Source organism: Rhizobium sp. P1_E6 (assembly GCF_056405875.1).
This window is the reverse complement of sequence record NZ_JBFUBG010000081.1, coordinates 1-23,724: the sequence shown is the minus strand read 5'-3', so window position 1 is coordinate 23,724 and position 23,724 is coordinate 1. Positions and strand designations below refer to the sequence as shown.

The window sequence follows — 23,724 nt, the reverse complement described above, 5'->3', positions numbered from 1 at the left end:
CGTCAATTTCTTCTAGAGCCCTGCTGCTCGCAGCAAAGCCACTGCTGCAACGCCGACAACAACGCTGGCCAGCATCGGCAAGCGGGTGGCGGCGATTGCGGTCACCACACATGCCAGCGTTTCCGCCCAGCCGGTTGCAAAAGCGGTCGGGGCAATGACAGCCATCAGCACGGCCGGCGGAATGGCTTCGATTGCCGTTCTCCTGTTCTCGTCAATCTCCACGTAGCGGATCAGCACGAGGCCGCTGATACGGGTGAAGATCGTTGCGGCGGCCATCGCGAAAATGGCGAGCAGTGTCGTGACATCGAGCGTCATGCCGCCTGCTCCCTCGCCCTGCCTCTCCAGAGAGCCATTGCCAGCCCGGCCAACGCGCCGGCTGCGATATACCAGACACCCGGCACGAACTGGTGGACCGCGACAGCTGCAATTCCGCTTGCGACGAGCACAGCGCCGGTTTCCGATCCCTTCCAGAAGCCCGTGACCAGCACGATGAAAACGGCCGGAAACGCGAAGTCGAGACMGATGACCGCGGGATCGCCGAGAAAGGCGCCGAGCAGCGCACCTGTCAGCGACGAGCCGACCCAGGTGAGATAGAAAGGCGTGACGATGCCGGCGTACCATGCGGGCGTGAGCCGTGCCGTGCCGGCGCGGAATTCCGCCATGGCCCAGAGTTCATCGGCGAGGAAGAGCATGGCGATATAACGTTTGATGCTGGAGAAGGACTGCATCTTCGTGCCGATCGAGGCGCTCATCAGCACGTGACGGATGTTGACGAGCAAGGCCGCAAAACCGACGCCGATCCAGCTTGCCGGATGTGTCCAGATATCCATCGCCACGAATTGCGATCCGCCGGCAAAGACGAGCGCGCTCATCAGCGTCGTTTCCAGGGCCGAGAGGCCCTTGGTGGCCGAGACTGCGCCGAAGACGAGGCCGATCGGCAGGACCGCGACGATCAGCGGAAAAATGGCGCGGGTTCCGGCAAGAAATTCGCCGGCTGGCCGGCTTCGCTGCAACATTGGCAATCTCCACATCAAGATGGCGGAGAGGTAGCCGAGCCATGGCAGCCTGTATTGAACGAAAGTGATCAGCCGACGCGGAACTGACCGGGCGTGACGCCGGTGCGCGATTTGAAGTGGCGGGTGAAGTGCGCCTGGTCGGCAAAGCCGCATTCAACGGCGACATCGGCCGGCATGCGGCCTTCCCTGAGCAAGCGCCGGGCCACAAGCACACGCCGGTCGGTGAGGAAGGCATGCGGTGTGATGTGATATTCCCTGCGGAAGGCGCGGATCAGATGGGCGCGGCTTAGTCCCGCTACCTTGGCCAGTTCCTCCAATCCTAGATCGCTGTCGAAATTCTCGATGAGGTAGTCGCGGGCACGAGCCACAGCGCCGCGCTCCTTTGTATCGACCGGCAGGACGACCGTGCTGCCATAACGCGCGAAGATCGCAGCCAGCACCGAGAACATGCTTTCATCGGATTCCAGCGCGCCGGCGCCACTTTCAAGCGTGCTGTGCGCGGTGTGGAAGGCTTTCGCAAGCTGCGGATCGCGCGGCAGAGCCCCAGCAAAGGATGGCGTTGCGTTGAAGGCTTTGCCGGTGACATCCTCCAGAATATCGATGAAGAGCTTCGTATCCGGATAGATCATCCGGTAGCGATACCCCTCGCCGCCAGGAGTGCCATCGTGCACCACTCCGGGATCGATCAGATAGAGGTCGCCCGGACCGGTCTCCTCCCGTCTTCCGCGCAGCGTGGCGATCTGGCTGCCGCTTTCGATCGCGCCAATGCTGAATGTGTCATGCGCATGCGGGGCATATTCATGCGTCAGGAAGCTGGCGCTCAGGCATTCCATGTCGCGAAAGCGGCTATCCCGCCAGAAGCGGGCCGATTCCACCTTGGCGAGCGGCATGGCGTCTGCCGCCTCTTTCTGCGAAACGTTCTGCATCCGGTCAGATTAGCGCGCCGCCAACCGTCCGTCTTGAACAAAAGTGATCGTATGTGGGAAAGGCTGGTATGTCGCCCGCTGTGCTTTCTCTTTGCCACAATGCTCTCTAGAGTATTTGCAGCGATTTTCCTTTCCCTTTCAGCGCGGCGATTCATGACAGATTTTTCCATTCCCTTCGAAGACGACGACCTTTTCGCTTCCGCCGGCCTGCGGCTGACCGTCGATCTGACGGCGCTGACCGACAATTGGCGGGATATGGCGCGCCGCTCCGGAAAGGCGCGAACGGCCGCCGTCGTCAAGGCGGATGCCTATGGGATGGGGATCGAAGATGCCGGAGAGGCGCTCTACCTTGCCGGCGCGCGGGATTTCTTCGTTGCTACCGTCGATGAAGGTGTCACGCTGCGCATGTTTGCGCCGGAGGCGCGCATCTTCGTGCTTGCCGGCATCTGGCCCGGCACCGAGCGGCGCTTCTTCGAAAACGATCTGGTGCCGATCATCTCTTCGGAAGAGCAGCTTGCCTTCTGGATGGCGGTGCTTGCCGACTATGGCGACTACCCTTGTGCGCTCCACGTCGACACCGGCTTCAACCGGCTTGGCCTGACGATGGACGAGGCGATTGCGCTTGCCAACGACGTTTCGCGACCGGCAAGCTTTGCGCCGGTGCTCGTCATGAGCCATCTGGCCTGCGGCGACGACCATTCTTCCGCCATGAACAAGCAACAGCTTGAATCATTCCGCACGGTTAGCGCCGCCTATGAAGGTATCGATTCAAGCCTCGTGGCCTCCGGCGGCATTTTCCTCGGCGACGATTATCACTTCGATCTCACCCGGCCGGGCATCGCGCTCTATGGGGGGCAGGCCGTCAACGGCATGGCAAACCCGATGCGACCGGTTGCGACCGCCGAGGCGCGCATTATCCAGATCCGCGCGGCCAAGGCCGGCGAATCCGTCAGCTATGGTCAGGCGCTGCAGCTGACACGCGACAGCCGGCTGGCGATCGTTTCGGCCGGTTATGCCGATGGCTATATGCGTAGCCAGTCGAGCGGCGGCGTGCCGCTGCGCCAGGCGGTGCCCCAGGGCGGACAGGGCTTCGTTGCCGGTCACAAGGTGCCGATTGCCGGCCGCATCACCATGGATCAGACAATCTTTGACGTGACCGAACTGCCGGAGGGCGCAGTGCGCGCCGGCGACTATATCGAGCTGTTCGGCAAGAACATCCTCGTAGACGACGCGGCACGGGCCGCAGGCACGATCGGCTACGAGATATTGACCAGCATCGGCCTGCGCCACGAGCGCAAATACGAGATGGAAGAAGAAGGATAGGACTCAGCGTGTCGTGAGCGCGAGGCGGACGCCAAGCGCCACGAGCAGCGCACCGAGGCCGCGATCGAGCCACAGGCCGATCTTCCCATTGTTCTTGAAAAGACCGGCAAGTCGGCCGCCGGCGAGGATCAGCGGCGGTTCGATGAAGACGGCGACGACGATGATGAGTCCTCCATGGACGGAGAGCTGCAGCCATGCCGGGCCGGCACCCTCGACGACGAATTGCGGCAGGAAGGCGAGGAAGAAAATCGCCACCTTCGGATTGAGCAACGAGACCAGCACGCCCTGCCGATAGATGCGCCGCCAGCCGTGCGTCTCGCTGGCCGCACGCATGAAGCCGCCCTCACCCTTCGAGCGCAGCGCCTGTATGCCGAGCCAGACGAGATAGATCGCGCCCACCCATTTGACGGTAGAGAAGGCGATTGCCGAGGCAGCAAGGATCGCCGACAGGCCGAAGGCGGCGAGAAGCACATGGATGCAAGCACCGGTCCAGATGCCGAAGACGGCCGAGAAGCCGGCCCGAGTGCCGCTCTTCATCGTATGGCCGAGGATGAAGGCCATGTCAGGACCGGGCGAGATGTTCAAAAGAACCGCCGCGGTGAAGAAACCGACCCAGTGAGCGAGCGAATAATCGAGCATGAGGCATCCTTTTAACAGGTGCCGATGCTGCCAGCCCGGCCGCTGATAGGAAAATCATTAGTTTTGATCGGTGCTGGAAGCCATTATCTAGGGCAAAACTCCGATTCGGGCGCTTGCTGCGTCCCTTTATCCGAAAGCAGTCATTGATGGCCAAGGCCAGAACACAATTCATCTGCCAGAGCTGCGGCGCGGTACACAACCGTTGGGCCGGCAAATGCGAAAATTGCGGCGAATGGAACACCATCGTCGAGGAAGACCCGATGGGCGGCATCGGYGGCGGCCCTGCCAAGACGCCGAAGAAAGGCCGGCCTGTGGCATTGACGGCCCTCTCAGGCGAGATCGAGGAAGCGCCGCGCATCCAGACAGGTATTTCCGAACTCGACCGGGTGACCGGCGGCGGCTTCGTGCGTGGTTCGGCCGTACTCGTCGGCGGCGATCCCGGTATCGGCAAGTCAACGCTGCTGATGCAGGGGGCGGCGGCGCTTGCACGGCGCGGCCACAAGATCATCTACGTCTCGGGCGAAGAGGCGGTGGCGCAGGTGCGGCTGCGCGCCCAGCGACTAAGCGCCGCCGATACGGATGTTATGTTGGCGGCCGAAACCAATGTCGAGGATATTCTGGCGACGCTGGCAGAGGGCAAGCGCGCCGATCTCGTCATCATCGACTCCATTCAGACGCTCTGGAGCGAACTGGCCGAATCCGCGCCGGGGACGGTGACGCAGGTACGCACCGGCGTGCAGGCGATGATCCGCTTTGCCAAGCAGACTGGTGCCGCCATGGTGCTCGTCGGCCATGTGACCAAGGACGGGCAGATCGCCGGTCCACGTGTCGTCGAGCATATGGTGGATGCCGTCCTCTATTTCGAAGGCGACCGCGGCCACCACTATCGCATCCTGCGCACGGTGAAGAACCGCTTCGGGCCGACCGACGAGATCGGCGTCTTCGAAATGTCGGACAAGGGCCTGCGCGAAGTCGCCAACCCATCCGAACTCTTCCTCGGCGAGCGCAATTCGAAATCGCCGGGAGCGGCGGTGTTTGCCGGCATGGAGGGCACGCGGCCCGTGCTCGTAGAGGTGCAGGCGCTCGTCGCCCCAACTTCGCTCGGCACGCCGCGGCGCGCGGTCGTCGGCTGGGACTCCGCCCGGCTGTCGATGATCCTTGCGGTTCTGGAGGCGCATTGCGGCGTCCGGCTCGGCCAGCACGACGTCTATCTCAACATTGCCGGCGGCTTTCGCATCTCGGAACCGGCGGCGGATCTTGCCGTCGCATCGGCCCTTGTTTCGTCGCTTGCCGGTATTGCCCTTCCGGCCGATTGCGTCTATTTCGGCGAAGTCAGCCTGTCGGGCGCCGTCCGGCYTGTTGCGCAAACCGCTCAGCGCCTTAAAGAAGCCGAAAAGCTGGGGTTTTCGGCGGCTCTGCTACCGTCCGGTTCCGTCGATCTGCCGAAGGGCAGCGGCCGCTGGAGCGAGATCGAGAGCCTGCCGGATCTGGTCGCGCGCATTGCGGGGTCGAAAGGGGCATTGCAGCGTGTGGAAGAAGACGTTTGATCCTTCATCACCGATAACGGGAATGCTATAGGATCAGCCAAACAAGGCGCGACGCGGCCCGCAAGGCGGCAGTCTGGAGTGGAATTTACATGCCCATTACGATTTTCGACGGTATTGTCATCGGCGTCGTGCTCTTCTCCGCCGTATTGGCAATGGTCCGCGGCTTTTCGCGTGAAATCCTCTCGATCGCGAGCTGGGGCGGCTCGGCAGCTGCCGCTTATTACCTCTACCCCTATCTCGTGCCTTATGCGAAGCGATACACGGATGACGACCGCATCGCGATCGTCGGCTCGGCCGCCGTCGTCTTCCTCATCGCGCTGATCGTCATTTCCTTCATCACGATGAAGGTCGCCGATTTCATCATCGACAGCCGCATCGGTGCGCTCGACCGTACTTTGGGCTTCCTCTTCGGTGCTGCGCGCGGCATACTTCTGCTTGTCGTCGCCGTTGCCTTCTGGAACTGGCTGGTCGATACCGATCACCGCCCGGGCTGGGTCAATAACGCGAAATCGAAGCCGTTCCTGGATTCTCTCGTCGTTCGCCTGCAGGCGGTCTTGCCGGATGAATTCGCGCAGATGATCCAGAAGAGCATCACCGAGAAGCTTGGTGGCGCGCGCACGACGGAAGAAAATGCGCCGGCCAACGATCAGGCTCCGGCGGAAGACGCAGCACCCGCGCCTAACAATGGCGCACAGCAGCCATCGAATTGACGCAGTGTTCACTAGCTTGACCCGCGGCCTGGCAATTGCCATTTGAGCGGGACGTAAGGCCAAAGGTCCGGCCGGGCATTCCGCTCTGCCGGGCCTCAGCCGTTTCAGAGCCGGCAAGCTGGTTCTGAAAGCAATTGCCGTTCAGCATGATGTTATCGGAAAGCAGCGTTTTTTCCGCTATCATGCACCTGGAAATGCCGATCCATTCTTGTGAGAGCAGAGGCCCGCAGAAATGAACCAGTCCCATTCCTTCCCGATTGACGATCCGCTCGACGGAGATACGCTGCATGAAGAATGCGGCGTTTTCGGAATTCTGGGACATGACGATGCTGCGGCGCTGACGGCGCTCGGTCTCCATGCCCTGCAGCATCGAGGGCAGGAAGCGGCCGGTATCGTCTCCTTCGACGGCAAGCGCTTCCACCAAGAGCGCCATATGGGCCTCGTCGGCGACCATTATACCAATCCGATGACACTCGCCCGCCTGCCCGGCAGCATATCTATGGGACACACACGCTATTCGACAACTGGCGAAGTGGCGATGCGCAATGTCCAGCCGCTCTTCGCCGAACTGGAAGAAGGCGGCATCGCCATTGCCCATAACGGCAACTTCACCAACGGCCTGACGCTACGCCGCCAGATCATTGCAACCGGCGCGATCTGTCAGTCGACGTCAGATACCGAAGTCGTCCTTCACCTCATCGCCCGCTCGCGCCACGCTTCCACATCCGACCGCTTCATCGACGCCATCCGCCAGATGGAAGGCGGCTATTCGATGCTCGCAATGACGCGCACGAAGCTGATTGCCGCGCGCGATCCCACGGGCATCCGCCCGCTCGTGATGGGCGAACTCGACGGCAAGCCGATCTTCTGCTCGGAAACCTGCGCACTCGACATTATCGGCGCCAAGTTCATCCGCGACGTGGAAAACGGCGAGGTCGTCATCTGCGAAATCCAGCCTGACGGCTCGATCAGCATCGACGCCCGCAAGCCCAGCAAGCCGCAGCCGGAGCGCCTCTGCCTGTTCGAATATGTCTATTTCGCCAGACCGGACTCGGTCGTCGGCGGCCGCAACGTCTATACGACGCGCAAGAACATGGGCATGAAYCTCGCCAAGGAATCGCCCATCGATGCCGACGTGATCGTGCCGGTGCCTGACGGTGGCACGCCGGCTGCTCTCGGCTATGCCCAGCAGAGCGGCATTCCCTTCGAATACGGCATCATCCGCAACCATTATGTCGGCCGCACCTTCATCGAGCCGACCCAGCAGATCCGCGCCTTCGGCGTGAAGCTCAAGCATTCCGCCAACCGGGCGATGATCGAAGGCAAGCGCGTGGTGCTGGTCGACGATTCCATCGTGCGCGGCACGACCTCGCTGAAGATCGTGCAGATGATCCGTGAGGCCGGCGCCAAGGAAGTGCATATCCGCGTCGCCAGCCCAATGATCTTCTTCCCGGATTTCTACGGCATCGATACGCCTGATGCCGACAAGCTCTTGGCAAACCAGTATGCCGATGTCGACGCCATGGCCAAATATATCGGCGCAGATTCGCTCGCCTTCCTGTCGATCGACGGGCTCTATCGCGCCGTCGGCGGCGAAGACCGCAACAATGCACGCCCGCAGTTCACCGACCACTACTTCACTGGTGACTATCCGACCCGATTGCTCGACAAGAACGGCGAGTCGATGGGCAGCAAGATTTCCATGCTTGCCAGCAACGGCTGAGCCGCTTCCACTTTGACTTTCCTATCTGGGGCGCTTATTGCGCCCCTTACCTTTTCAAGCACATCCGGAACCGGGACAGATGAACATCAATCTTGAAGGCAGGATCGCGCTGGTCACGGGCGCATCGCGTGGCATCGGTTATTTCACGGCACTCGAACTCGCCAAGGCCGGCGCGCATGTGATCGCTTGCGCCCGCACCGTCGGCGGCCTGGAAGAGCTTGACGATGCCATCAAGGCTGTGGGCGGCTCTGCGACCCTCGTCCCCTTCGATCTCGCCGACATGGAAGCGATCGATCGTCTCGGCGGCTCGATCTTCGAGCGCTGGGGCAAGCTCGACATCCTCGTCGCCAATGCCGGCGTGCTCGGCGTCATCTCGCCGATCGGCCATATCGAAGCCAAGGTCTTCGAGAAGGTGATGAACATCAATGTAAACGCCACCTGGCGTCTCATCCGCTCGGTCGATCCGCTGCTGACGCGCTCGGATGCCGGCCGAGCCGTCATCATGTCCTCGGGTGCCGCCCACAAGTGCCGCCCTTTCTGGAGCGCTTATTCCGCCTCCAAGGCCGCAGTCGAAGCGCTGGCGCGCACCTGGGCCGGCGAGACGCAGACAACGCCACTGCGCATCACCAGCGTCGATCCGGGCGCCACGCGGACCGCCATGCGCGCGCAGGCCGTGCCGGGCGAGGATCCCGCGACGCTGCCGCATCCTTCCGAGGTGGCGAAGGCAATCCTTCCCTTGCTCGGCCCCGGGGTGACCGAGACCGGCAAGCTGTTCATCGTGCGCGAAAACAAGCTGGTAGATTACCAGCTGCCGGGATGATCCGGTGATCGAGAGGGAGATTTGGAGCAACGAGGATTTTGATGTGATGGGCTGGCACGATTGCCGCCTCTATTCGATCTCGCTTCCAAATGAGAACTTCGAGTTCAAAATCGATATCGACTACATCTTCAAATGGCAAAGACGAGGCGATCTCTTCGCCGGTTTTTGGGTGTCGGAATGCGACCTAACCTTTCACAATGTTTCCGACTTGAAGATTGCAATCGAGCCCGAGAATACTATTCCAACAATCATATCGGACGTCACGCGCAAAAACATGCGCCCGACTCCGAGCGGCGAACTATTCGTCTGGGATTACGAGATCGAATTGGACAAGGGTGCGATCTGCTTTTCGGCAACCAGCTTCACTCAAAAATTGCGTTCTCAACCGATCTTCTCCGAGACGCAGGATCTCAACAATCGATAGCGGCCTCACCGTGACGCGGGGTCGAATTCGCTGATTCAGATCGCTTTATTCTCCTTGACCAAACTTCGATCCCACGCCATAAAACGCGTCATGAAAACGGTTATCTGCATTAACTGCCGGAAGATTATTCGCTAGCCCAAAGCTGGCCTGGCCGTTTTCGTCTCCCAAATGTCCAAGATGAGAAACGCCCCGGCCCGCCGGTGGCGATGTTTTTTTTGCTTATGCATCTTGGGAGAGTGGAATGGGCGGCACGCCGGAACTGAAGCTGTACAATACGCTGACGCGGGAGAAATCGGTCTTCAAGCCGATCGATGCCGAAAACGTCCGCATGTATGTGTGCGGCCCGACAGTCTACGATTACGCCCATATCGGCAATGCGCGGCCGGTCATCGTCTTCGACGTGCTGTTCCGCCTGCTGCGCCATCTCTATGGCGAGAGCCATGTCACCTATGTCCGCAACATCACCGACGTCGATGACAAGATCAACGCCCGGGCGCTGCGGGATTATCCGGGTCTGCCGCTGAATGTGGCGATCCGGGCGGTGACGGAGAAGACCGAGACGCAGTTTCTTGACGATGCCTTGGCACTCGGCTCGCTCGAGCCGACGGTGCAGCCGCGTGCCACCGATAATATCGCAGAGATGATCGAGATCATCGAACGGCTGATCGCGAAGGGCCATGCCTACCAGGCATCAGGCGAGGTACTGTTCGACAMGAAGTCGATGGCCGAATACGGCCAGCTTTCGAAGCGCAATCTCGATGAGCAGCAGGCCGGCGCCCGCGTTGCCGTCGATGCGCACAAGAAGACCCCCGGCGACTTCGTGCTCTGGAAGCTGTCGGACGACAACGAGCCCGGCTGGGAAAGCCCGTGGGGCCGCGGTCGTCCTGGCTGGCACATCGAGTGCTCGGCCATGAGCGGGCGTTATCTCGGCGATGTCTTCGATATTCATGGCGGCGGGCTGGACCTGATTTTCCCGCATCACGAGAACGAGATTGCCCAGTCACGGTGCGCCCACGGTACTGACGTGATGGCGAATGTCTGGATGCATAACGGCTTCCTGCAGGTCGAAGGCCGCAAGATGTCGAAATCCGAAGGCAATTTCGTAACCATCTATGAGCTGTTGCACACGGAGACATTCGCCGGTCGCCAGTGGCCGGGCGAAGTGCTGCGTCTTGCAATGCTGATGACGCATTATCGCGAGCCGATCGACTTCTCCGTCAAGCGGTTGGAGGAAGCCGAGCGGTTGCTTGCCAAATGGCCGGCTGCCGAACCCGGCGATGCCAAGCCAGATGCGACGGTGCTGAATGCGCTGGCCGACGATCTCAATACGGTCGCAGCCGTCCAGGCGCTGCATGCGCTAGCACAATCCGGCAACGCCGCCGTCTTCGCCGCCAGCGCGGCGCTGCTCGGCGTGCTGCCGAAGAAGACCGAGATCGACGAAGCTGTCGCCACGGAAATCGATGCGCGGGTCAAGGCGCGGCTGGAACTCTTGAAGGCGAAGAATTTCGCCGAAGCCGACCAAATCCGCGATACGCTTGCCGCCGAAGGCATCCAGCTCAAGGATGGCAAGGACCCGGCAACAGGCGAGCGGGTGACGACGTGGGAGGTGAAGAAATGAACACCTATACCGGCGGCTGCCAGTGCGGGGCGATCCGCTTCCGTGCCACAGGCGTCCCACAGGATTCGTCGATCTGTCATTGCCGCATGTGCCAGAAGGCATTCGGTGCCTACTATGCGCCGCTGGTTTCCATGCGCGGGATGGAGTTCGAGTGGACCAGAGGGCAGCGCAAGACCTTTCGGTCTTCGAATTTCGTCAGCCGCGGCTTCTGCGGCGATTGCGGCACGCCCTTGACCTACGAGGCGCCGGACGGCATGGCGGTTGCGACGGGCGCGTTCGACGACCCATCGCTGCTGCCGCCGACCATTCAGTGGGGCGTGGAAGGCAAGATCGGCTTCGTCGATCATCTGCACGAACTACCCGGAGAGCGGACCGAGGAGGATCTCGCGGCCGGTTCCTTCCTCCACGAGATCGTTTCATACCAGCATCCGGACCATGATACCCCGGTCTGGCCGCCGGAGGATCACGCTTGATGGAAACGGCGGAGCAGACCGGCGGATGCCAGTGCGGCGCGGTTCGTTATCGGGCGCGCGGCGAACTCGGCTATCCGCATATCTGCCACTGCCGCATGTGCCAGAAAGCCGCCGGCAACTATTTCCTGCCGCTTGCAGGCGTGATGCGTAAGGATTTCGAGCTGACGCGCGGGGAGCCAAAATGGTTTTCCTCCTCGGGTCTCGTGCGGCGCGGCTTCTGCGGCGAATGCGGCACGCCGCTCTTCTACGATATTCCCGATGCCGACTCCGTCAACATCACGCTCGGCTCACTTGACGATCCGCAGGCCGTAAAGCCGGTCATGCAATCCAATCTCGACAGCAAAATGGTCTGGTTCCATGCGCTTGACGGCTTGCCGATCGAGCCCGAACCGGAAACAACCGATCGCGAGGACCGGATCGCGGCGAGCAATCGCCAGCATCCCGACCACGATACATCCCACTGGCCACCCGGAGCAGATCCATGACCGAGACGATAAGAACAGGCGGCTGCCAGTGCGGTGCCGTGCGCTTCCGCATTTCAGGTAAGCTCGGACGCCCGTCCATCTGCCATTGCCGCATGTGCCAGAAGCAGTTCGGCGGCTTTTTTTCGGCGCTGGTGACGGCGCCTGAGGAAGGCATGGAGTGGAGCCGCGGCGAGCCCGCCTATTTCCAGTCCTCGATCAATATCGAGCGCGGCTTCTGCCAGGATTGCGGTACGCCGATGACCTACCGTCATCCGGGCGGCCTGGAGCTTGCAATCGGCACGTTCGACGACCGGAGCGATCTGGCTCCGCAGGTCCAGGTCAACTACGATGCCCGCCTGCCCTGGGTCGAGACGATCTTCGACGCACCTGTCCACAAGGACCCGGATTTTTACGCCCGGCAGGAGGCGATCATCTCCTTCCAGCATCCCGACCATGACACACCCATCTGGCCCGCAAAAGGCGTGAAGATATGACCGAAGTGCTGCGCACGCTCTATCCGGAAATCGAACCCTATGCGTCGGGCCATCTCGATGTCGGCGATGGCCATGTAATCTATTGGGAACGCTGTGGCACACCGGGCGCCAAGCCGGCGGTCTTCCTACATGGCGGCCCGGGCGGCGGCATTTCGCCGGCGCATCGCCGGGTCTTCGACCCCAAGCTTTATGACGTCCTACTGTTCGACCAGCGCGGCTGCGGCAAGTCGACCCCGCATGCGAGCCTGGAGGCTAACACGACCTGGCATCTCGTTGCCGATATCGAGCGGCTGCGCGAGATGGCCGGCGTCGACAAATGGCAGGTCTTCGGCGGCTCCTGGGGCTCCACGCTGGCGCTCGCCTATGCCGAGAAGCATCCGGAACATGTTTCCGAAATCATCGTGCGCGGTATCTATACGCTGACGCGGGCCGAACTCGACTGGTACTACCAGTTCGGCGTCTCCGAAATGTTCCCGGACAAGTGGGAGCACTTCGTAGCACCCATCCCGCCGGAAGAGCGCCACGAGATGATGCTTGCCTATAACCGCCGGCTCACCGGTTCGGACAGGGCTGTCGCGCTGAAAGCGGCGCAGGCCTGGAGCATCTGGGAAGGCGAGACGATCACGCTGCTGCCCGAGAAGTCGACCAGCGGCAAGTTCGAGGAAGCCGAGTTCGCCTATGCCTTCGCGCGTATCGAGAACCACTTCTTCGTCCATGCCGGCTGGATGGACGAGGGCCAGCTGCTGCGCGATGCCCACAAGCTCAAGGATATTCCGGGTGTCATCGTGCATGGGCGCTACGACATGCCCTGCCCGGCCAAATATGCCTGGAAGCTGCATAAGGCATGGCCGAAGGCCGATTTCCACCTGATCGAGGGTGCAGGTCATGCCTTCTCGGAACCCGGGATTCTCGACCAGCTCATCCGGGCGACGGATAAGTTTGCAGGGAAACTATAAGAGCCGCWGGCGGCGACAGGAAACACCACCATGACACGCGAAAGAATCTACCTCTTCGATACGACGCTCCGGGACGGGCAGCAGACGCCCGGCATCGACTTTTCCGTCGAGGACAAGATTGCGATTGCGAGCATGCTGGACGAGTTCGGGCTGGACTATGTCGAGGGCGGCTATCCGGGTGCGAACCCGACCGATACCGCCTTCTTTGCTGAGAAACGCACGAACCAGGCCTCCTTCGTCGCCTTCGGCATGACGAAGCGGCCGGGTGTTTCCGCCTCCAACGATCCGGGCATTGCCGGCCTGCTGCAGGCGCGCAGCGACGCGATCTGTTTCGTCGCCAAGAGCTGGGATTATCATGTGCAGGTCGCACTCGGCTGCACCAACGAGGAAAACCTCGAATGCATCGCCGAAAGCGTCAAGGCTGCCGTTGCCGCCGGCAAGGAGGCGATGGTCGATTGCGAGCATTTCTTCGACGGCTACAAGGCCAATCCGGAATATGCGCTTGCCTGCGCCAAGACCGCCTATGAGAACGGCGCGCGCTGGGTGGTGCTCTGCGACACAAATGGCGGCGCGCAGCCGCCGGAAGTACGCGCCATCGTCGAAGCAGCGATCGCCGCAGGCGTGCCGGGCCACTGTCTCGGTATCCATGCACATAACGATACCGGCCAGGCAGTCGCCAATTCTCTGGTCGCCGTCGAGGCCGGCGTGCGCCAGATCCAGGGCACGCTCAACGGTGTCGGCGAGCGCTGCGGCAACGCCAATCTGGTGACGCTGATCCCGACGCTGGCGCTGAAAAGCACCTATAATACGCGTTTCGAAACGGCGATCGACGCGGAGCGGCTGACCAACCTCACCCGTCTGTCGCATGCTTTCGACGAACTGCTGAACCGCTCGCCGGATCATCAGATGCCCTATGTCGGCGCGTCTGCCTTCGCCACCAAGGCTGGCATCCACGCCTCCGCCCTGCTGAAGGACCCGCGCACCTACGAGCACGTGCCGCCGGAAAGTGTCGGCAACTTCCGCAAGGTCATGGTCTCGGATCAGGGCGGCAAGGCAAACTTCATCAATGCGTTGAGGCGGCGCGGCATCGATGTCGCCAAGGACGATCCGAAGCTCGACCTCCTGATCTCCATCGTCAAGGAACGCGAAGCATCCGGCTATGCCTACGAGGGTGCGGATGCGAGCTTCGAACTTCTGGCGCGGCGCACCATGGGCACCATTCCGAACTTCTTCACGATCGACGGTTTCCGGGTGATGATCGAACGGCGTTTCGATTCCCACGGCCGCATCAAGATCGTCTCCGAAGCCGTGGTGAAGATCGCCATCGACGGCCAGACGCTGATGTCCGTCGCGGAGGCGGAAGGCCCGGTCAACGCGCTCGATCTCGCGTTGCGCAAGGATTTCGGCAAGTATCAGCATGAGATCGACGATCTCGTGCTCGCCGACTTCAAGGTGCGTATCCTCAATGGCGGCACCGAGGCCATCACCCGCGTTCTCATCGAATCCACCGATTCCAGCGGCGTGCGCTGGTGGACGGTCGGCGTGTCCGAGAACATCATTGACGCCTCGTTCCAGGCGCTGATGGATTCGGTCATCTACAAGCTGATGAAGAACCGGCAACTTGCCGGCAAGATCGCCGCCGAGTGAATGCTAAAGCACTTCCAGCAAAAGTATGCAGCGGTTTTGCGTCCGGAATTGCGTGGAAACAAAGAGATATAGAGCATTTCCGTCATTCGAAGAAAAAGCGGAAATGCTCTATAGGAGGCCCCAGTCCTCCTCCGAATACCATTCGTCCTCTTGCTTCGGCACCTTCCAGCGCAGCCGCGTGACCTTCTCCATGCCACCCTGCCGGAAAGTGGACTCCAGCGCCCTGTAGGTTTCGATCGTACCGGTCGCGCCATGGCCCCAGACGAAGAAGGTGGGGCTGAGATGGCGGGCGCGATAGTCCTCCGGCGTGCGCCGGATCAGGAAGAAGCCGCCGCGGGCGCTGCGCGGCCGCAGATTGTCATTGCCGTCACGCGCGGGCGCGCAGAGCGGAAAGATCAGCCTGCCGCCAACAGCAAGATTGTCGATCCAGGCTTCGGCTGGCCTGTGAGCCGCGAAATTGACGTAGATCGCGTCGGACGGCGATTGCGGCCATTCCAGACCATTGCCGCAGTTGACCTCGACATTGCCGTAGGGGGCGAGATTGGCACTAGCGCGGGCGGCGAGTTCCCGGTCATATTCGATCGCCACGACATGGCCGCCGCTTTCAACCAGATGGGACAGCATGGCGGTATAGTAGCCACCGCCGGCGCCGATATGGCAGGCCGTATCGCCGGGTTGCGGCGCCAGCCAGTGAAGGCCGAGCGCATGCAGCGAGGGACTGCCGTTGTTGACCTGCCGCCCCTCCTGCAGCGCAATCAGAACATCCTGATAAAGGACGACGGGATCGGTGGACGGCATGTCCTGATAACCGGTCCCGTTCGCCATGCGCCACGGCGACGGTTCGAGGAAATCCTCCCGCGGAACTGTGGCAAAGGTCTGTCGCAGCCGCTCGTCGCCCACGATACCCATCTTCGCCAGCATCTGGGCGGCATAGGCCTTTCGGCAGATCACCAGTTCCGTTTCACCCATATCCAGCCTCCCCAGCCCTGCCTGAGCCATGACCGTCTATTCACCGAAATGAATTGGCTTATTCACGCCGCTTAAGCTAATCCGGATCAGAAACAGAACAAAGATGGAAACACCGGATGTCTGCCGATGCAAGCGCCCCCCTCATCAAGAACGAAGACAGTCCACGCGGCTTTGCCTTTGCGCTGACGGCCTATCTTCTGTGGGGCTTCCTGCCGATCTACATGAAGGCAGTGGCGCATATCTCGCCGGCCGAAGTTATCGCCCACCGCATTCTGTGGTCGCTGCCGCTCGCCGGCATCGTGCTCCTGGTGCTGGGGCGCACGCAGGATATTGCGGTTGCTCTGCGCTCTCCCCGCATGCTCGCCATGGCAATGATGACCGCGGCGCTGATCACCGTAAACTGGGGCACCTATGTCTGGGCGATCGGCGCCGGCCATTCGCTCGATGCGGCCATGGGCTATTTCATCAATCCGCTCTTCAGCATCTTTCTCGGTGCAGTGCTCCTGAAGGAAAAGCTGCAGCCGATGCAGATCGCGGCGATCTGCCTTGCCGGCCTTGCGGTCGTGGTACTCGMCTTCGACAGCGGCGGCATTCCCTGGGTGGCGCTGACGCTCGCCATCAGTTGGGGCTTCTATGCGCTGTTTCGCAAGACGCTGCCGCTTGGCCCCAACCAGGGCTTCTTCCTGGAAGTGCTGATTCTCAGCCTGCCGGCGCTGCTTTACATCCTCTACCTGGAATTCGTCAGCGGCGAAGGGCACTTATACCGCACGGGCCTTTCCGATACCGCCCTGCTGCTCGGCTGCGGACTGATTACTGCCGTGCCCTTGATGATCTACGCCAACGGCGCCAAGCTGCTCAAGCTGTCGACCATCGGCATCATGCAGTATATCGCGCCGACGATGATCTTCCTCATCGCCGTCTTCATCTTCCACGAAGAGATGAACACGGCGCGCATGATCGCCTTCCCGCTGATCTGGGCGGGTCTCTTCTTCTACAGCTGGTCGATGCTGAAGACGGCGCGCGGGCGCTGAGCGCAGCCTTTTTCACGCAATTCCGGACGCAAACCGTAGCACAGCTTTGCTGGAATTGCTTGAGAACCTACATCTTCGAGATGACCTCGTCCTCGCCGTCACGATCGGCGGCAAGCTCTGCCGCCTGCGCCATGATGGCCGGGATGATGCCCGAGATCTCGTCGACGACGAGCGGCTGGACACGGTGGGCGGTGTGCAGGAAACCTTCGCCCGTCATGTGGCGCAAGAGCTCCATCATCGGATCCCAGAAACCATTGATGTTGGCGAAGACCATCGGCTTTTCATGACGGCCGAGCTGTGCCCAGGTCATGATCTCGACGATCTCCTCCAGTGTGCCGATGCCTCCGGGCAGCGCGACGAAAGCATCAGAGCGCTCGAACATCGTGTGTTTGCGCGCATGCATGTCAGGGGTTACAATAAGCTCGTTGAGTTGGCCCAGGGAATGGCGAGTCGCCTCCATGTCGATCAGGAACTCGGGAATGATGCCCGTCACCTGACCACCGTTGGATAGGGTCCCGCTGGCCACAGCACCCATGATGCCTTTCGTGCCACCGCCGTAGATGAGGCGAAGGCCATATTCCGCGATCTCCTTTCCGAGTGCGCGGCCGGCAGCCATATGGGAAGGATCGCGTCCCGGCCGAGAGCCGCAGTAAACGCAGATGGATCGAATCGATACAGATTGTTCGGTCATAGGGGAAAAACAACTATTCCATTTCAATGCAGTCAAGAAAATTGACTGAAAAGCGGCGTGCAGCGCTTGCGTAATTGCTTTGAATGCTTGTGAAAAGCAACGGGAATCGCTAGCAATTTCTGAATACTACGGCAATTTGCCGCCTTGGGAGACGTAATGATGAAAAACCGTGCCGGCTTGCTGGCCCTCGCAGTGCTTATAATTGCAATCATACTGATGGTGTTTTTCGTCATGCCTCGTCTCGGTTCCGATGTGGCGAAGGTTGGTGATGCCATCAACCAGGCCGGCACTGAGGTCCACAACACGGTTAACGAAACGTCCAAGACCTCCCGCTCCGCCGTTGTGGATGCAGCACCCGTCGTCCAGAAGATCGGCAGCCTCACCGCCGATGCCGGCAAATCTCTCTCGGGACTTAAGGCGCTGTTCGTCGATGGCAAGGTGCCAGCCGCCGATGCGCTTGCAGGCGTCAAAACTACAGCCGTGAACGCGCTGACCGCGATCGTCGATTTCGCCGCTCCCGAAGGTCTCGACACCACAACCGCAGGCCTCGTCTCCAAGGCCAAGGACGGTGCGGGCAAGGCGCGCGACATTATCCAGAATCTCCCTGAAAATGCCGCCGATGCGCTGGCTGCACTCGCACGGGCCGAAATCGCATTGGCCGGTGCGTCGGAGCCAGCCGGCCAGCCGGCTGCTGCCAATGGCCAGACGCCTCCCGCTGCCGATACCGCTTCCAGCACCGGCCCGAAGGTGCCTGCTTTCGACGTTCTGCGCGTCGAGCCCGATGGTTCGACCGTCATTGCCGGCTCGGCCGAGCCGCATGGCAAGCTGGAAGTGCTTGACGGCGACAAGGTGGTCGTGACGACCGATGTCGATGGAACCGGCGATTTTGCCGTCGTTCTCGACAATCCGCTTCCCGCCGGCGACCATCAGCTCGTGCTGAAAGTGACGGGCAAGGACGGCAAGACCACGCTCTCGGAAGAAGTTGCGACCGTTTCCGTGCCAAAGGACGGCAGCGGCAGCGAATTGCTCGCCATGGTCTCCAAGCCCGGCACCGCAAGCCGCATCATCACGGCGCCGAAGGCTGAGGTCGCCAGCGCCCAGCCGCCTTCCGCCAATGATGCATCCGCAGCGTCTGCCGGCAACGGCGCCCCTGCTCCCGATGGCGCGGCAAAGGATCAGGTCGCCATGCAGACCCCGGATATGCCTGCCGGCGCCGGCGACAATGCCAAGACGGCACCGGCGGTTCCCGGCACCCAGCTGGGTGGCGCCAGCACGGCTGACGTGATGGTCAGCGCGGTTGAGATCGAGGGCAACAAGATCTTCATCGCCGGCACGACGCACGCCAACGCCAAGGTCATTGGCTATGCCGATGATGCGCTGATCGGCCAGGATACCGCAGGGCCGGACGGTCACTTCGTCATTGATGGGGTGAAGGATCTTTCGGTCGGCGACCACAAGATCCGCGTCGATGTCGTCGATGCCGCCGGCAAGGTGCTGGTGCGCGCCACCGTCAATTTCAATCGCCCGGCGGGCGATCAGGTCACGGTTGCCGCCCAGTCCGGCAGCAATGCCAATCAAGCCGCACTCCCACTCGACGAAGGCCAGCTCGGCAAGCTCAAGGGCGACGCGGCGAAGGCGTTCGGCCTGCTGAAGGGCCTGTTTGCAGACGGCAAGGTGCCGGGTGTCGAACAGCTAGCGGCTGCCCGCTCGGCCACGGAATTCTCTCTGCGCTCGCTCGTCGACTTCCGTCCGGGCATCGATGCGACCGACGCCTTCAAGCAGGCATCGGCTTCCGCATCGCAGATCGCCGGCAACGCGCTCAGGATATTGCAGGGCCTGCCGAAGGACGCCAAGTCCGTCGGCAGTGCGCTCGACAATCTCGGCGCGATCATTGCCGAGCTGACGGTTCCCCGGGCGAACGAGGTGTCCGATGCCAGCCAGCCGAAGACGATCGAGCAGGCGCCGCTGACGGCAAACAACAACGCCGTCATCATCCGCCGTGGCGATACGTTGTGGCAGATCTCGCGCCGCACCTATGGCCTCGGTGTGCGCTATACGACGATCTACATCGCCAACGAGGACAAGATCATCAATCCGGACCATATCCGTCCGGGCCAGGTCTTCGGCCTGCCGAAGGATGCGCTGCCGAATGCCGAGGAGCTGCACCGCAAGCGGCTCTCCGGCGGCCACCTCTAAAACTTCGAAACGGCGGCCCATCGGCCGCCGTTTTCGTTAGAGCCGACGCGCAACTATCGCCCATAAAATCCGCATCAATGTTGTATTCGGCCAGCCAGTGGCATATCTCGCGGGAACGGCGACAGGTCGCGACAGCAGCGGCCCGCCGGGCTGGAGATAGGCATGGCTAACGGCAAGACAGTTTCAGATACCAACCTGCTGGGAACGCTCTACAATCTCTGGCCCTACATGTGGCCGGCGGACCGGCCGGATTTGAGGATGCGGGTGGTGTGGGCCTCGGTCTTCCTGCTGATCTCGAAATTCGTCCTGCTCCTGGTGCCCTATTTCTTCAAGTGGTCCACCGACGCTTTGAACGGCAGGATGGACCTGCAAGGCACGCTGCCGCCGCTGCTGATCGGCGCAACCGCACTCGTCATCGCCTACAACCTGACGCGCCTCATCCAGCTCGGCCTCAACCAGCTGCGGGATTCGCTGTTTGCCAGCGTCGGCCAGTATGCCGTGCGCCAGCTTGCCTACCGCACCTTCGTGCATATGCACGAGCTTTCCCTGCGCTTTCATCTGGAGCGCAAGACAGGCGGGCTTTCGCGCATCATCGAACGCGGCACCAAGGGCATCGAAACGATCGTGCGCTTCACGATCCTGAACTCCGTCCCGACCGTCATCGAATTCCTTTTGACGGCAGCGATCTTCTGGTGGGGCTACGGCTTCTCCTATCTTGCCGTCACCGCCTTTACCGTCTGGGCCTATATCTGGTTCACAATCCGCGCTTCCGACTGGCGCATCTCCATCCGCCGCACGATGAACGATAGCGATACGGACGCCAACACCAAGGCGATCGACTCGCTCCTCAACTTCGAAACCGTCAAATATTTCGGCAATGAGGAGATGGAGGCCAAGCGCTTCGACACTTCGATGGAACGCTATGAGAAGGCGGCGACCGACGTCTGGACTTCACTCGGCTGGCTGAACTTCGGCCAGGGTGTGATCTTCGGCATCGGCACGACGATCATGCTCGTTCTCTCGGCCTGGTCGGTGCAGAGCGGCGAGCACACGGTCGGCGATTTCGTCTTCATCAATTCCATGCTGCTGCAGCTTTCGGTTCCGCTGAACTTCATCGGTTTCGTCTATCGCGAAATCCGCCAGGGATTGATCGACATTGAGCAGATGTTCGATCTCCTGGAAGTAAAGGCAGAGGTGCTGGACGCGCCGGACGCGAAGGATCTTGCCATCGGCCAGGGCGCCATCTCCTTCAAGGACGTGCATTTTTTCTATGATCCGGCCCGACCGATCCTGAAAGGCATTTCCTTCGAGGTGCCCGCTGGCAAGACGGTTGCCGTCGTCGGTCCCTCAGGAGCCGGCAAGTCTACACTGTCGCGGCTGCTCTATCGCTTCTACGATATCCAGAGCGGCGCGATCACTGTCGATGGGCAGGATATACGCGGCATCACGCAGAAGAGCTTGCGCTCGGTCATCGGCATGGTGCCGCAGGATACGGTGCTGTTCAACGACACGGTGGCCTACAATATCCGCTACGGGCGGCCTTCGGCCAGCGAAGCCGACGTGAAGCAGGCCGCCGAAATCGCCCAGATCGGGCATTTTATCGAGACGCTGCCGGAGGGTTTCGAAACCAAGGTGGGCGAGCGCGGATTGAAGCTTTCGGGTGGAGAGAAGCAGCGCGTGGCAATCGCCCGCACCATCCTGAAGGCCCCGCCCATCCTCATCCTCGACGAGGCGACCTCGGCGCTCGACACGACGACGGAGCGGGAAATCCAGACGGCGCTCGACGTCGTTTCCAAAAACCGCACGACGCTGGTTATCGCCCACCGCCTGTCTACCGTCATCAGCGCCGATGAGATCATCGTCTTGAAGAGCGGCGAGATCGCCGAGCGCGGCACGCATGCCGCTCTTCTCGAACAGAACGGACTCTATGCCTCGATGTGGAGCCGCCAGCGCGAGGCGACACAGGCCGAAGAGCACCTGAAGCAGGTTCGCGAGAGCGACGAACTGGGCATCGTCAACCGTCTGGCGCCTGCGACCTAACGCCGGAAACGGGCAAAACCGCTCGTTTTGTTGTATAGAACCAACGCATCGAAAGCGGCCTGCGGTCCATGCCATTGCTCCTCAGGTCGTTTTTCTGTAACCAGCGGATACGAAAAACGACAGGAGGCCGGCATTCATGAGCTTGTTCGATACGGTTCGCAACACGATTGTCCCGGTGCACAAGGAAGGTTATCCCTTCGTCGCCGCCTTCTTCGTCGCGTCGCTCGTATTGGGCTGGATCTTCAAGCCGCTCTTCTGGATCGGCCTTATCCTGACGCTCTGGTGCGCCTATTTCTTCCGTGATCCCGAGCGCGTCACCCCGCAGGACGACGATCTCGTCATCTCGCCTGCGGATGGCAAGGTCTCCTCGATCCAGATGGTGACGCCGCCGGCCGAACTGAACCTCGGCAGCGAGCCGATGCTGCGCATCTCCGTCTTCATGAACGTGTTCAACTGCCATGTGAACCGCGCCCCGATGCGCGGCCGCATCGTCAGCATCAACTATCGCAAGGGCAGCTTCGTGAATGCCGAGCTCGACAAGGCGAGCGAGGAGAACGAGCGCAACGGCCTCGTCATCGAGACCCGCCACGGGCAGATCGGCGTCGTGCAGATTGCCGGCCTCGTCGCACGGCGCATCCTCTGCTTTTCGCATGCCAACGAACCTGTCGATGCCGGCGAACGTATCGGCCTCATCCGCTTCGGTTCGCGGCTCGACGTGTTCCTGCCTGCTGATACCGCGCCGCGCGTCTCGCTCGGTCAGACGGCGGTTGCCGGCGAGACCGTCATTGCGGAATTCGCCTCGGCAAAGGGTCCGGTCATCAGCCGCCGCAGCTAATTTTCAGGAGAGCGCGATATGGAAACACCCTTTCCGCCCTTCGAACCGAACGGCCCGAGCGACGATTCGGCGCGCGGGCCGCGCCTGCGCGAGATTCCGATCCGGCTCGTCGTTCCGAACCTCATCACCATCCTTGCCATCTGCGCCGGCCTGACCGGCATCCGGCTCGCCTTCGAAAGCCGCTATGAGCTGGCTGTCGCCATGGTGCTCGTCGCCGCCTTCCTCGACGGTATCGACGGTCGTGTGGCGCGCCTCATGAAAGCCACGTCGAAATTCGGCGCGCAGATGGATTCGCTTGCCGACATCGTCAATTTCGGCGTCGCCCCTGCCCTCGTGGTCTATGTGTATGCGCTAGACCAGGCGCGCTCGCTAGGCTGGATCGCCGCGCTCATCTACACGATCGCCGCCGGCCTCAGGCTGGCACGCTTCAATGTGATGTCGGAACGCGACAACCGCGCGCCCTGGCAATCGGAATATTTCGTCGGCGTGCCGGCGCCGGCCGGCGCGATGCTGGTGCTCCTGCCCGTCTATCTCGGCTTTCTCGGCCTCACCACCGACCGGACCTTCGCCTTTCTCTCCTCGGGCTACACGGTCCTCATCGCTTTCCTGCTCATCAGCCGCCTGCCTGTCTGGTCCGGTAAATCCGAGAGCCGCATGCGCCGTGATCTCGTGCTGCCTGCCATGCTCGGTGTGGTGATCTACGTCGCGATGCTGATGAGCTTTACCTGGGAAGTGATGGTCTTCACGGTCTGCGCCTACCTCATTTCGCTGCCCTTCGGAGCGCGGAAGTGGAAACGCAAATATGGCACGCTGACCATCGAGGAACCCGGTATCGGCGAGGACGACATCGGTCGTCACATCTGAGCATCCACTTTATTAAGTAAGTATTAACGAACGCAGGCTTCGGTTAAGCCTCGCGAATTATGCTCCGTGGTTACATTTCCTGATAGGCGATGCCTCTCTTTTGTCGCTATTAAAGACAAAAGAACAAGACAGATAAAATTCTAGGAAACACGTAAGGAGAGTATCGTGACCTCGAAGAAGACAACGGAACAGCAGCAGACAGCCAAGCCGGATCTCACGACCAACTACCGCCCGCTCGGCCTCAAGGCCGTCGCTGCGGCTTCGATGATGGCAAAGCCGGCACCGGTCAAGAAGCTCGCCTAAGCGGGCGTAAAGAAC

The 23,724-nt window shown here is 61.3% G+C and carries 23 protein-coding genes and 1 pseudogene; 18 read left to right on the top strand and 6 right to left on the bottom strand.

The annotated features are described in order from the left end of the window. Positions 1 to 12 precede the first annotated feature (12 nt). From AC1D35_RS27505 to AC1D35_RS27495, 3 genes are all read right to left on the bottom strand, one after another. Positions 13 to 315, bottom strand: coding sequence for an AzlD domain-containing protein (locus AC1D35_RS27505; RefSeq protein WP_113311642.1), 303 nt, complete (start codon positions 313 to 315; stop codon positions 13 to 15). Beyond that, entirely contained in the window at positions 312 to 1,016 is a 705-nt protein-coding gene (locus AC1D35_RS27500) for an AzlC family ABC transporter permease (protein ID WP_477941066.1), read from the bottom strand. Before AC1D35_RS27500 ends, AC1D35_RS27505 begins: the two co-directional genes overlap by 4 nt. Positions 1,017 to 1,084: 68 nt before the next feature. Continuing rightward, the gene (locus AC1D35_RS27495; RefSeq protein ID WP_113311656.1) at positions 1,085 to 1,906 is read right to left on the bottom strand and encodes an AraC family transcriptional regulator; all 822 of its coding nucleotides are present in this window, start codon (positions 1,904 to 1,906) and stop codon (positions 1,085 to 1,087) included. Positions 1,907 to 2,095: 189 nt separating this feature from the next. On the opposite strand from AC1D35_RS27495, the gene alr reads away from it, so the two are divergent. After that, positions 2,096 to 3,265: an alanine racemase gene (alr, locus tag AC1D35_RS27490; RefSeq protein ID WP_477851826.1), complete on the top strand. Its 1,170-nt coding sequence runs from the start codon at positions 2,096 to 2,098 to the stop codon at positions 3,263 to 3,265. Between the two features lie 3 nt (positions 3,266 to 3,268). Here alr and AC1D35_RS27485 read toward each other — a convergent pair whose 3' ends face one another. Then, complete coding sequence (locus AC1D35_RS27485) at positions 3,269 to 3,904, bottom strand: LysE family translocator (protein ID WP_113311644.1); 636 nt, start codon at positions 3,902 to 3,904, stop codon at positions 3,269 to 3,271. Between the two features lie 146 nt (positions 3,905 to 4,050). On the opposite strand from AC1D35_RS27485, the gene radA reads away from it, so the two are divergent. The 11 genes from radA to cimA all read left to right on the top strand — a co-directional run bounded on the left by radA (position 4,051) and on the right by cimA (position 14,780). Beyond that, complete coding sequence (gene radA, locus AC1D35_RS27480; protein ID WP_477941063.1) at positions 4,051 to 5,451, top strand: DNA repair protein RadA; 1,401 nt, start codon at positions 4,051 to 4,053, stop codon at positions 5,449 to 5,451. A gap of 89 nt (positions 5,452 to 5,540) precedes the next feature. Further along, positions 5,541 to 6,161, top strand: coding sequence for a CvpA family protein (locus tag AC1D35_RS27475; RefSeq protein ID WP_113295228.1), 621 nt, complete (start codon positions 5,541 to 5,543; stop codon positions 6,159 to 6,161). A gap of 232 nt (positions 6,162 to 6,393) precedes the next feature. Next, the gene (gene purF, locus AC1D35_RS27470) at positions 6,394 to 7,884 is read left to right on the top strand and encodes an amidophosphoribosyltransferase (protein WP_113311645.1); all 1,491 of its coding nucleotides are present in this window, start codon (positions 6,394 to 6,396) and stop codon (positions 7,882 to 7,884) included. 79 nt (positions 7,885 to 7,963) lie between these two features. Continuing rightward, the gene (locus tag AC1D35_RS27465) at positions 7,964 to 8,704 is read left to right on the top strand and encodes an SDR family NAD(P)-dependent oxidoreductase (RefSeq protein ID WP_113311646.1); all 741 of its coding nucleotides are present in this window, start codon (positions 7,964 to 7,966) and stop codon (positions 8,702 to 8,704) included. Between the two features lie 4 nt (positions 8,705 to 8,708). Continuing rightward, positions 8,709 to 9,128: a hypothetical protein gene (locus tag AC1D35_RS27460; RefSeq protein ID WP_113311647.1), complete on the top strand. Its 420-nt coding sequence runs from the start codon at positions 8,709 to 8,711 to the stop codon at positions 9,126 to 9,128. 241 nt (positions 9,129 to 9,369) lie between these two features. Then, on the top strand, positions 9,370 to 10,746 hold the full coding sequence (gene cysS, locus AC1D35_RS27455; RefSeq protein WP_477941061.1) for a cysteine--tRNA ligase: 1,377 nt from the start codon (positions 9,370 to 9,372) through the stop codon (positions 10,744 to 10,746). Further along, positions 10,743 to 11,219 (top strand): GFA family protein, encoded by a 477-nt coding sequence (locus AC1D35_RS27450; protein WP_113311649.1) that lies wholly within the window; start codon positions 10,743 to 10,745, stop codon positions 11,217 to 11,219. Before cysS ends, AC1D35_RS27450 begins: the two co-directional genes overlap by 4 nt. After that, positions 11,219 to 11,704 carry a GFA family protein gene (locus AC1D35_RS27445; RefSeq protein ID WP_477851829.1) on the top strand — a complete coding sequence of 162 codons (486 nt, stop codon included), beginning with the start codon at positions 11,219 to 11,221 and terminating at the stop codon, positions 11,702 to 11,704. The genes AC1D35_RS27450 and AC1D35_RS27445 overlap by 1 nt, the downstream gene beginning before the upstream one ends. Then, positions 11,701 to 12,177: a GFA family protein gene (locus AC1D35_RS27440; protein ID WP_113295221.1), complete on the top strand. Its 477-nt coding sequence runs from the start codon at positions 11,701 to 11,703 to the stop codon at positions 12,175 to 12,177. Before AC1D35_RS27445 ends, AC1D35_RS27440 begins: the two co-directional genes overlap by 4 nt. Next, a complete protein-coding gene (gene pip, locus AC1D35_RS27435; RefSeq protein ID WP_115035401.1) occupies positions 12,174 to 13,133 on the top strand; it encodes a prolyl aminopeptidase in 960 nt (319 codons plus the stop codon). Before AC1D35_RS27440 ends, pip begins: the two co-directional genes overlap by 4 nt. Positions 13,134 to 13,163: 30 nt before the next feature. Then, complete coding sequence (cimA, locus tag AC1D35_RS27430) at positions 13,164 to 14,780, top strand: citramalate synthase (RefSeq protein ID WP_113312263.1); 1,617 nt, start codon at positions 13,164 to 13,166, stop codon at positions 14,778 to 14,780. A gap of 108 nt (positions 14,781 to 14,888) precedes the next feature. On the opposite strand, the gene AC1D35_RS27425 is transcribed toward cimA, so the two are convergent. Further along, entirely contained in the window at positions 14,889 to 15,749 is an 861-nt protein-coding gene (locus AC1D35_RS27425) for a protein-L-isoaspartate carboxylmethyltransferase (RefSeq protein WP_113312262.1), read from the bottom strand. Between the two features lie 116 nt (positions 15,750 to 15,865). Here AC1D35_RS27425 and rarD point away from each other — a divergent pair, with 116 nt between their 5' ends. Next, positions 15,866 to 16,780, top strand: coding sequence for an EamA family transporter RarD (gene rarD / locus AC1D35_RS27420; protein WP_477941055.1), 915 nt, complete (start codon positions 15,866 to 15,868; stop codon positions 16,778 to 16,780). Positions 16,781 to 16,847: 67 nt separating this feature from the next. Here rarD and AC1D35_RS27415 read toward each other — a convergent pair whose 3' ends face one another. After that, positions 16,848 to 17,471 (bottom strand): LOG family protein, encoded by a 624-nt coding sequence (locus AC1D35_RS27415; protein ID WP_113295216.1) that lies wholly within the window; start codon positions 17,469 to 17,471, stop codon positions 16,848 to 16,850. 156 nt (positions 17,472 to 17,627) lie between these two features. On the opposite strand from AC1D35_RS27415, the gene AC1D35_RS27410 reads away from it, so the two are divergent. From AC1D35_RS27410 to AC1D35_RS27390, 5 genes and pseudogenes are all read left to right on the top strand, one after another. After that, a complete protein-coding gene (locus AC1D35_RS27410; protein ID WP_113311442.1) occupies positions 17,628 to 19,667 on the top strand; it encodes a LysM peptidoglycan-binding domain-containing protein in 2,040 nt (679 codons plus the stop codon). 162 nt (positions 19,668 to 19,829) lie between these two features. After that, complete coding sequence (locus tag AC1D35_RS27405; protein WP_477851830.1) at positions 19,830 to 21,707, top strand: ABCB family ABC transporter ATP-binding protein/permease; 1,878 nt, start codon at positions 19,830 to 19,832, stop codon at positions 21,705 to 21,707. 133 nt (positions 21,708 to 21,840) lie between these two features. Continuing rightward, a pseudogene (locus AC1D35_RS27400) lies at positions 21,841 to 22,542 on the top strand (phosphatidylserine decarboxylase); the annotation flags it as partial. 18 nt (positions 22,543 to 22,560) lie between these two features. Then, positions 22,561 to 23,406: a CDP-diacylglycerol--serine O-phosphatidyltransferase gene (gene pssA, locus AC1D35_RS27395; RefSeq protein WP_113311445.1), complete on the top strand. Its 846-nt coding sequence runs from the start codon at positions 22,561 to 22,563 to the stop codon at positions 23,404 to 23,406. A 165-nt stretch (positions 23,407 to 23,571) separates the two neighbouring features. Continuing rightward, positions 23,572 to 23,709, top strand: a complete 138-nt coding sequence (locus AC1D35_RS27390) for a hypothetical protein (protein WP_477832832.1) — start codon at positions 23,572 to 23,574, stop codon at positions 23,707 to 23,709. Positions 23,710 to 23,724 lie beyond the last annotated feature (15 nt).

Excerpts from the sequence above, each read along its gene's own strand:
- AC1D35_RS27410 (WP_113311442.1), top strand. The coding sequence starts at position 17,628 with ATGATGAAAAACCGTGCCGGCTTGCTGGCCCTCGCAGTGCTTATAATT.
- AC1D35_RS27505 (WP_113311642.1), bottom strand. The coding sequence starts at position 315 with ATGACGCTCGATGTCACGACACTGCTCGCCATTTTCGCGATGGCCGCC.
- AC1D35_RS27450 (WP_113311649.1), top strand. The coding sequence starts at position 10,743 with ATGAACACCTATACCGGCGGCTGCCAGTGCGGGGCGATCCGCTTCCGT.
- cimA (WP_113312263.1), top strand. The coding sequence starts at position 13,164 with ATGACACGCGAAAGAATCTACCTCTTCGATACGACGCTCCGGGACGGG.
- AC1D35_RS27475 (WP_113295228.1), top strand. The coding sequence starts at position 5,541 with ATGCCCATTACGATTTTCGACGGTATTGTCATCGGCGTCGTGCTCTTC.
- pip (WP_115035401.1), top strand. The coding sequence starts at position 12,174 with ATGACCGAAGTGCTGCGCACGCTCTATCCGGAAATCGAACCCTATGCG.
- AC1D35_RS27425 (WP_113312262.1), bottom strand. The coding sequence starts at position 15,749 with ATGGGTGAAACGGAACTGGTGATCTGCCGAAAGGCCTATGCCGCCCAG.
- AC1D35_RS27495 (WP_113311656.1), bottom strand. The coding sequence starts at position 1,906 with ATGCCGCTCGCCAAGGTGGAATCGGCCCGCTTCTGGCGGGATAGCCGC.
- AC1D35_RS27440 (WP_113295221.1), top strand. The coding sequence starts at position 11,701 with ATGACCGAGACGATAAGAACAGGCGGCTGCCAGTGCGGTGCCGTGCGC.
- AC1D35_RS27445 (WP_477851829.1), top strand. The coding sequence starts at position 11,219 with ATGGAAACGGCGGAGCAGACCGGCGGATGCCAGTGCGGCGCGGTTCGT.
- AC1D35_RS27415 (WP_113295216.1), bottom strand. The coding sequence starts at position 17,471 with ATGACCGAACAATCTGTATCGATTCGATCCATCTGCGTTTACTGCGGC.
- AC1D35_RS27465 (WP_113311646.1), top strand. The coding sequence starts at position 7,964 with ATGAACATCAATCTTGAAGGCAGGATCGCGCTGGTCACGGGCGCATCG.
- AC1D35_RS27405 (WP_477851830.1), top strand. The coding sequence starts at position 19,830 with ATGGCTAACGGCAAGACAGTTTCAGATACCAACCTGCTGGGAACGCTC.
- alr (WP_477851826.1), top strand. The coding sequence starts at position 2,096 with ATGACAGATTTTTCCATTCCCTTCGAAGACGACGACCTTTTCGCTTCC.
- AC1D35_RS27485 (WP_113311644.1), bottom strand. The coding sequence starts at position 3,904 with ATGCTCGATTATTCGCTCGCTCACTGGGTCGGTTTCTTCACCGCGGCG.
- pssA (WP_113311445.1), top strand. The coding sequence starts at position 22,561 with ATGGAAACACCCTTTCCGCCCTTCGAACCGAACGGCCCGAGCGACGAT.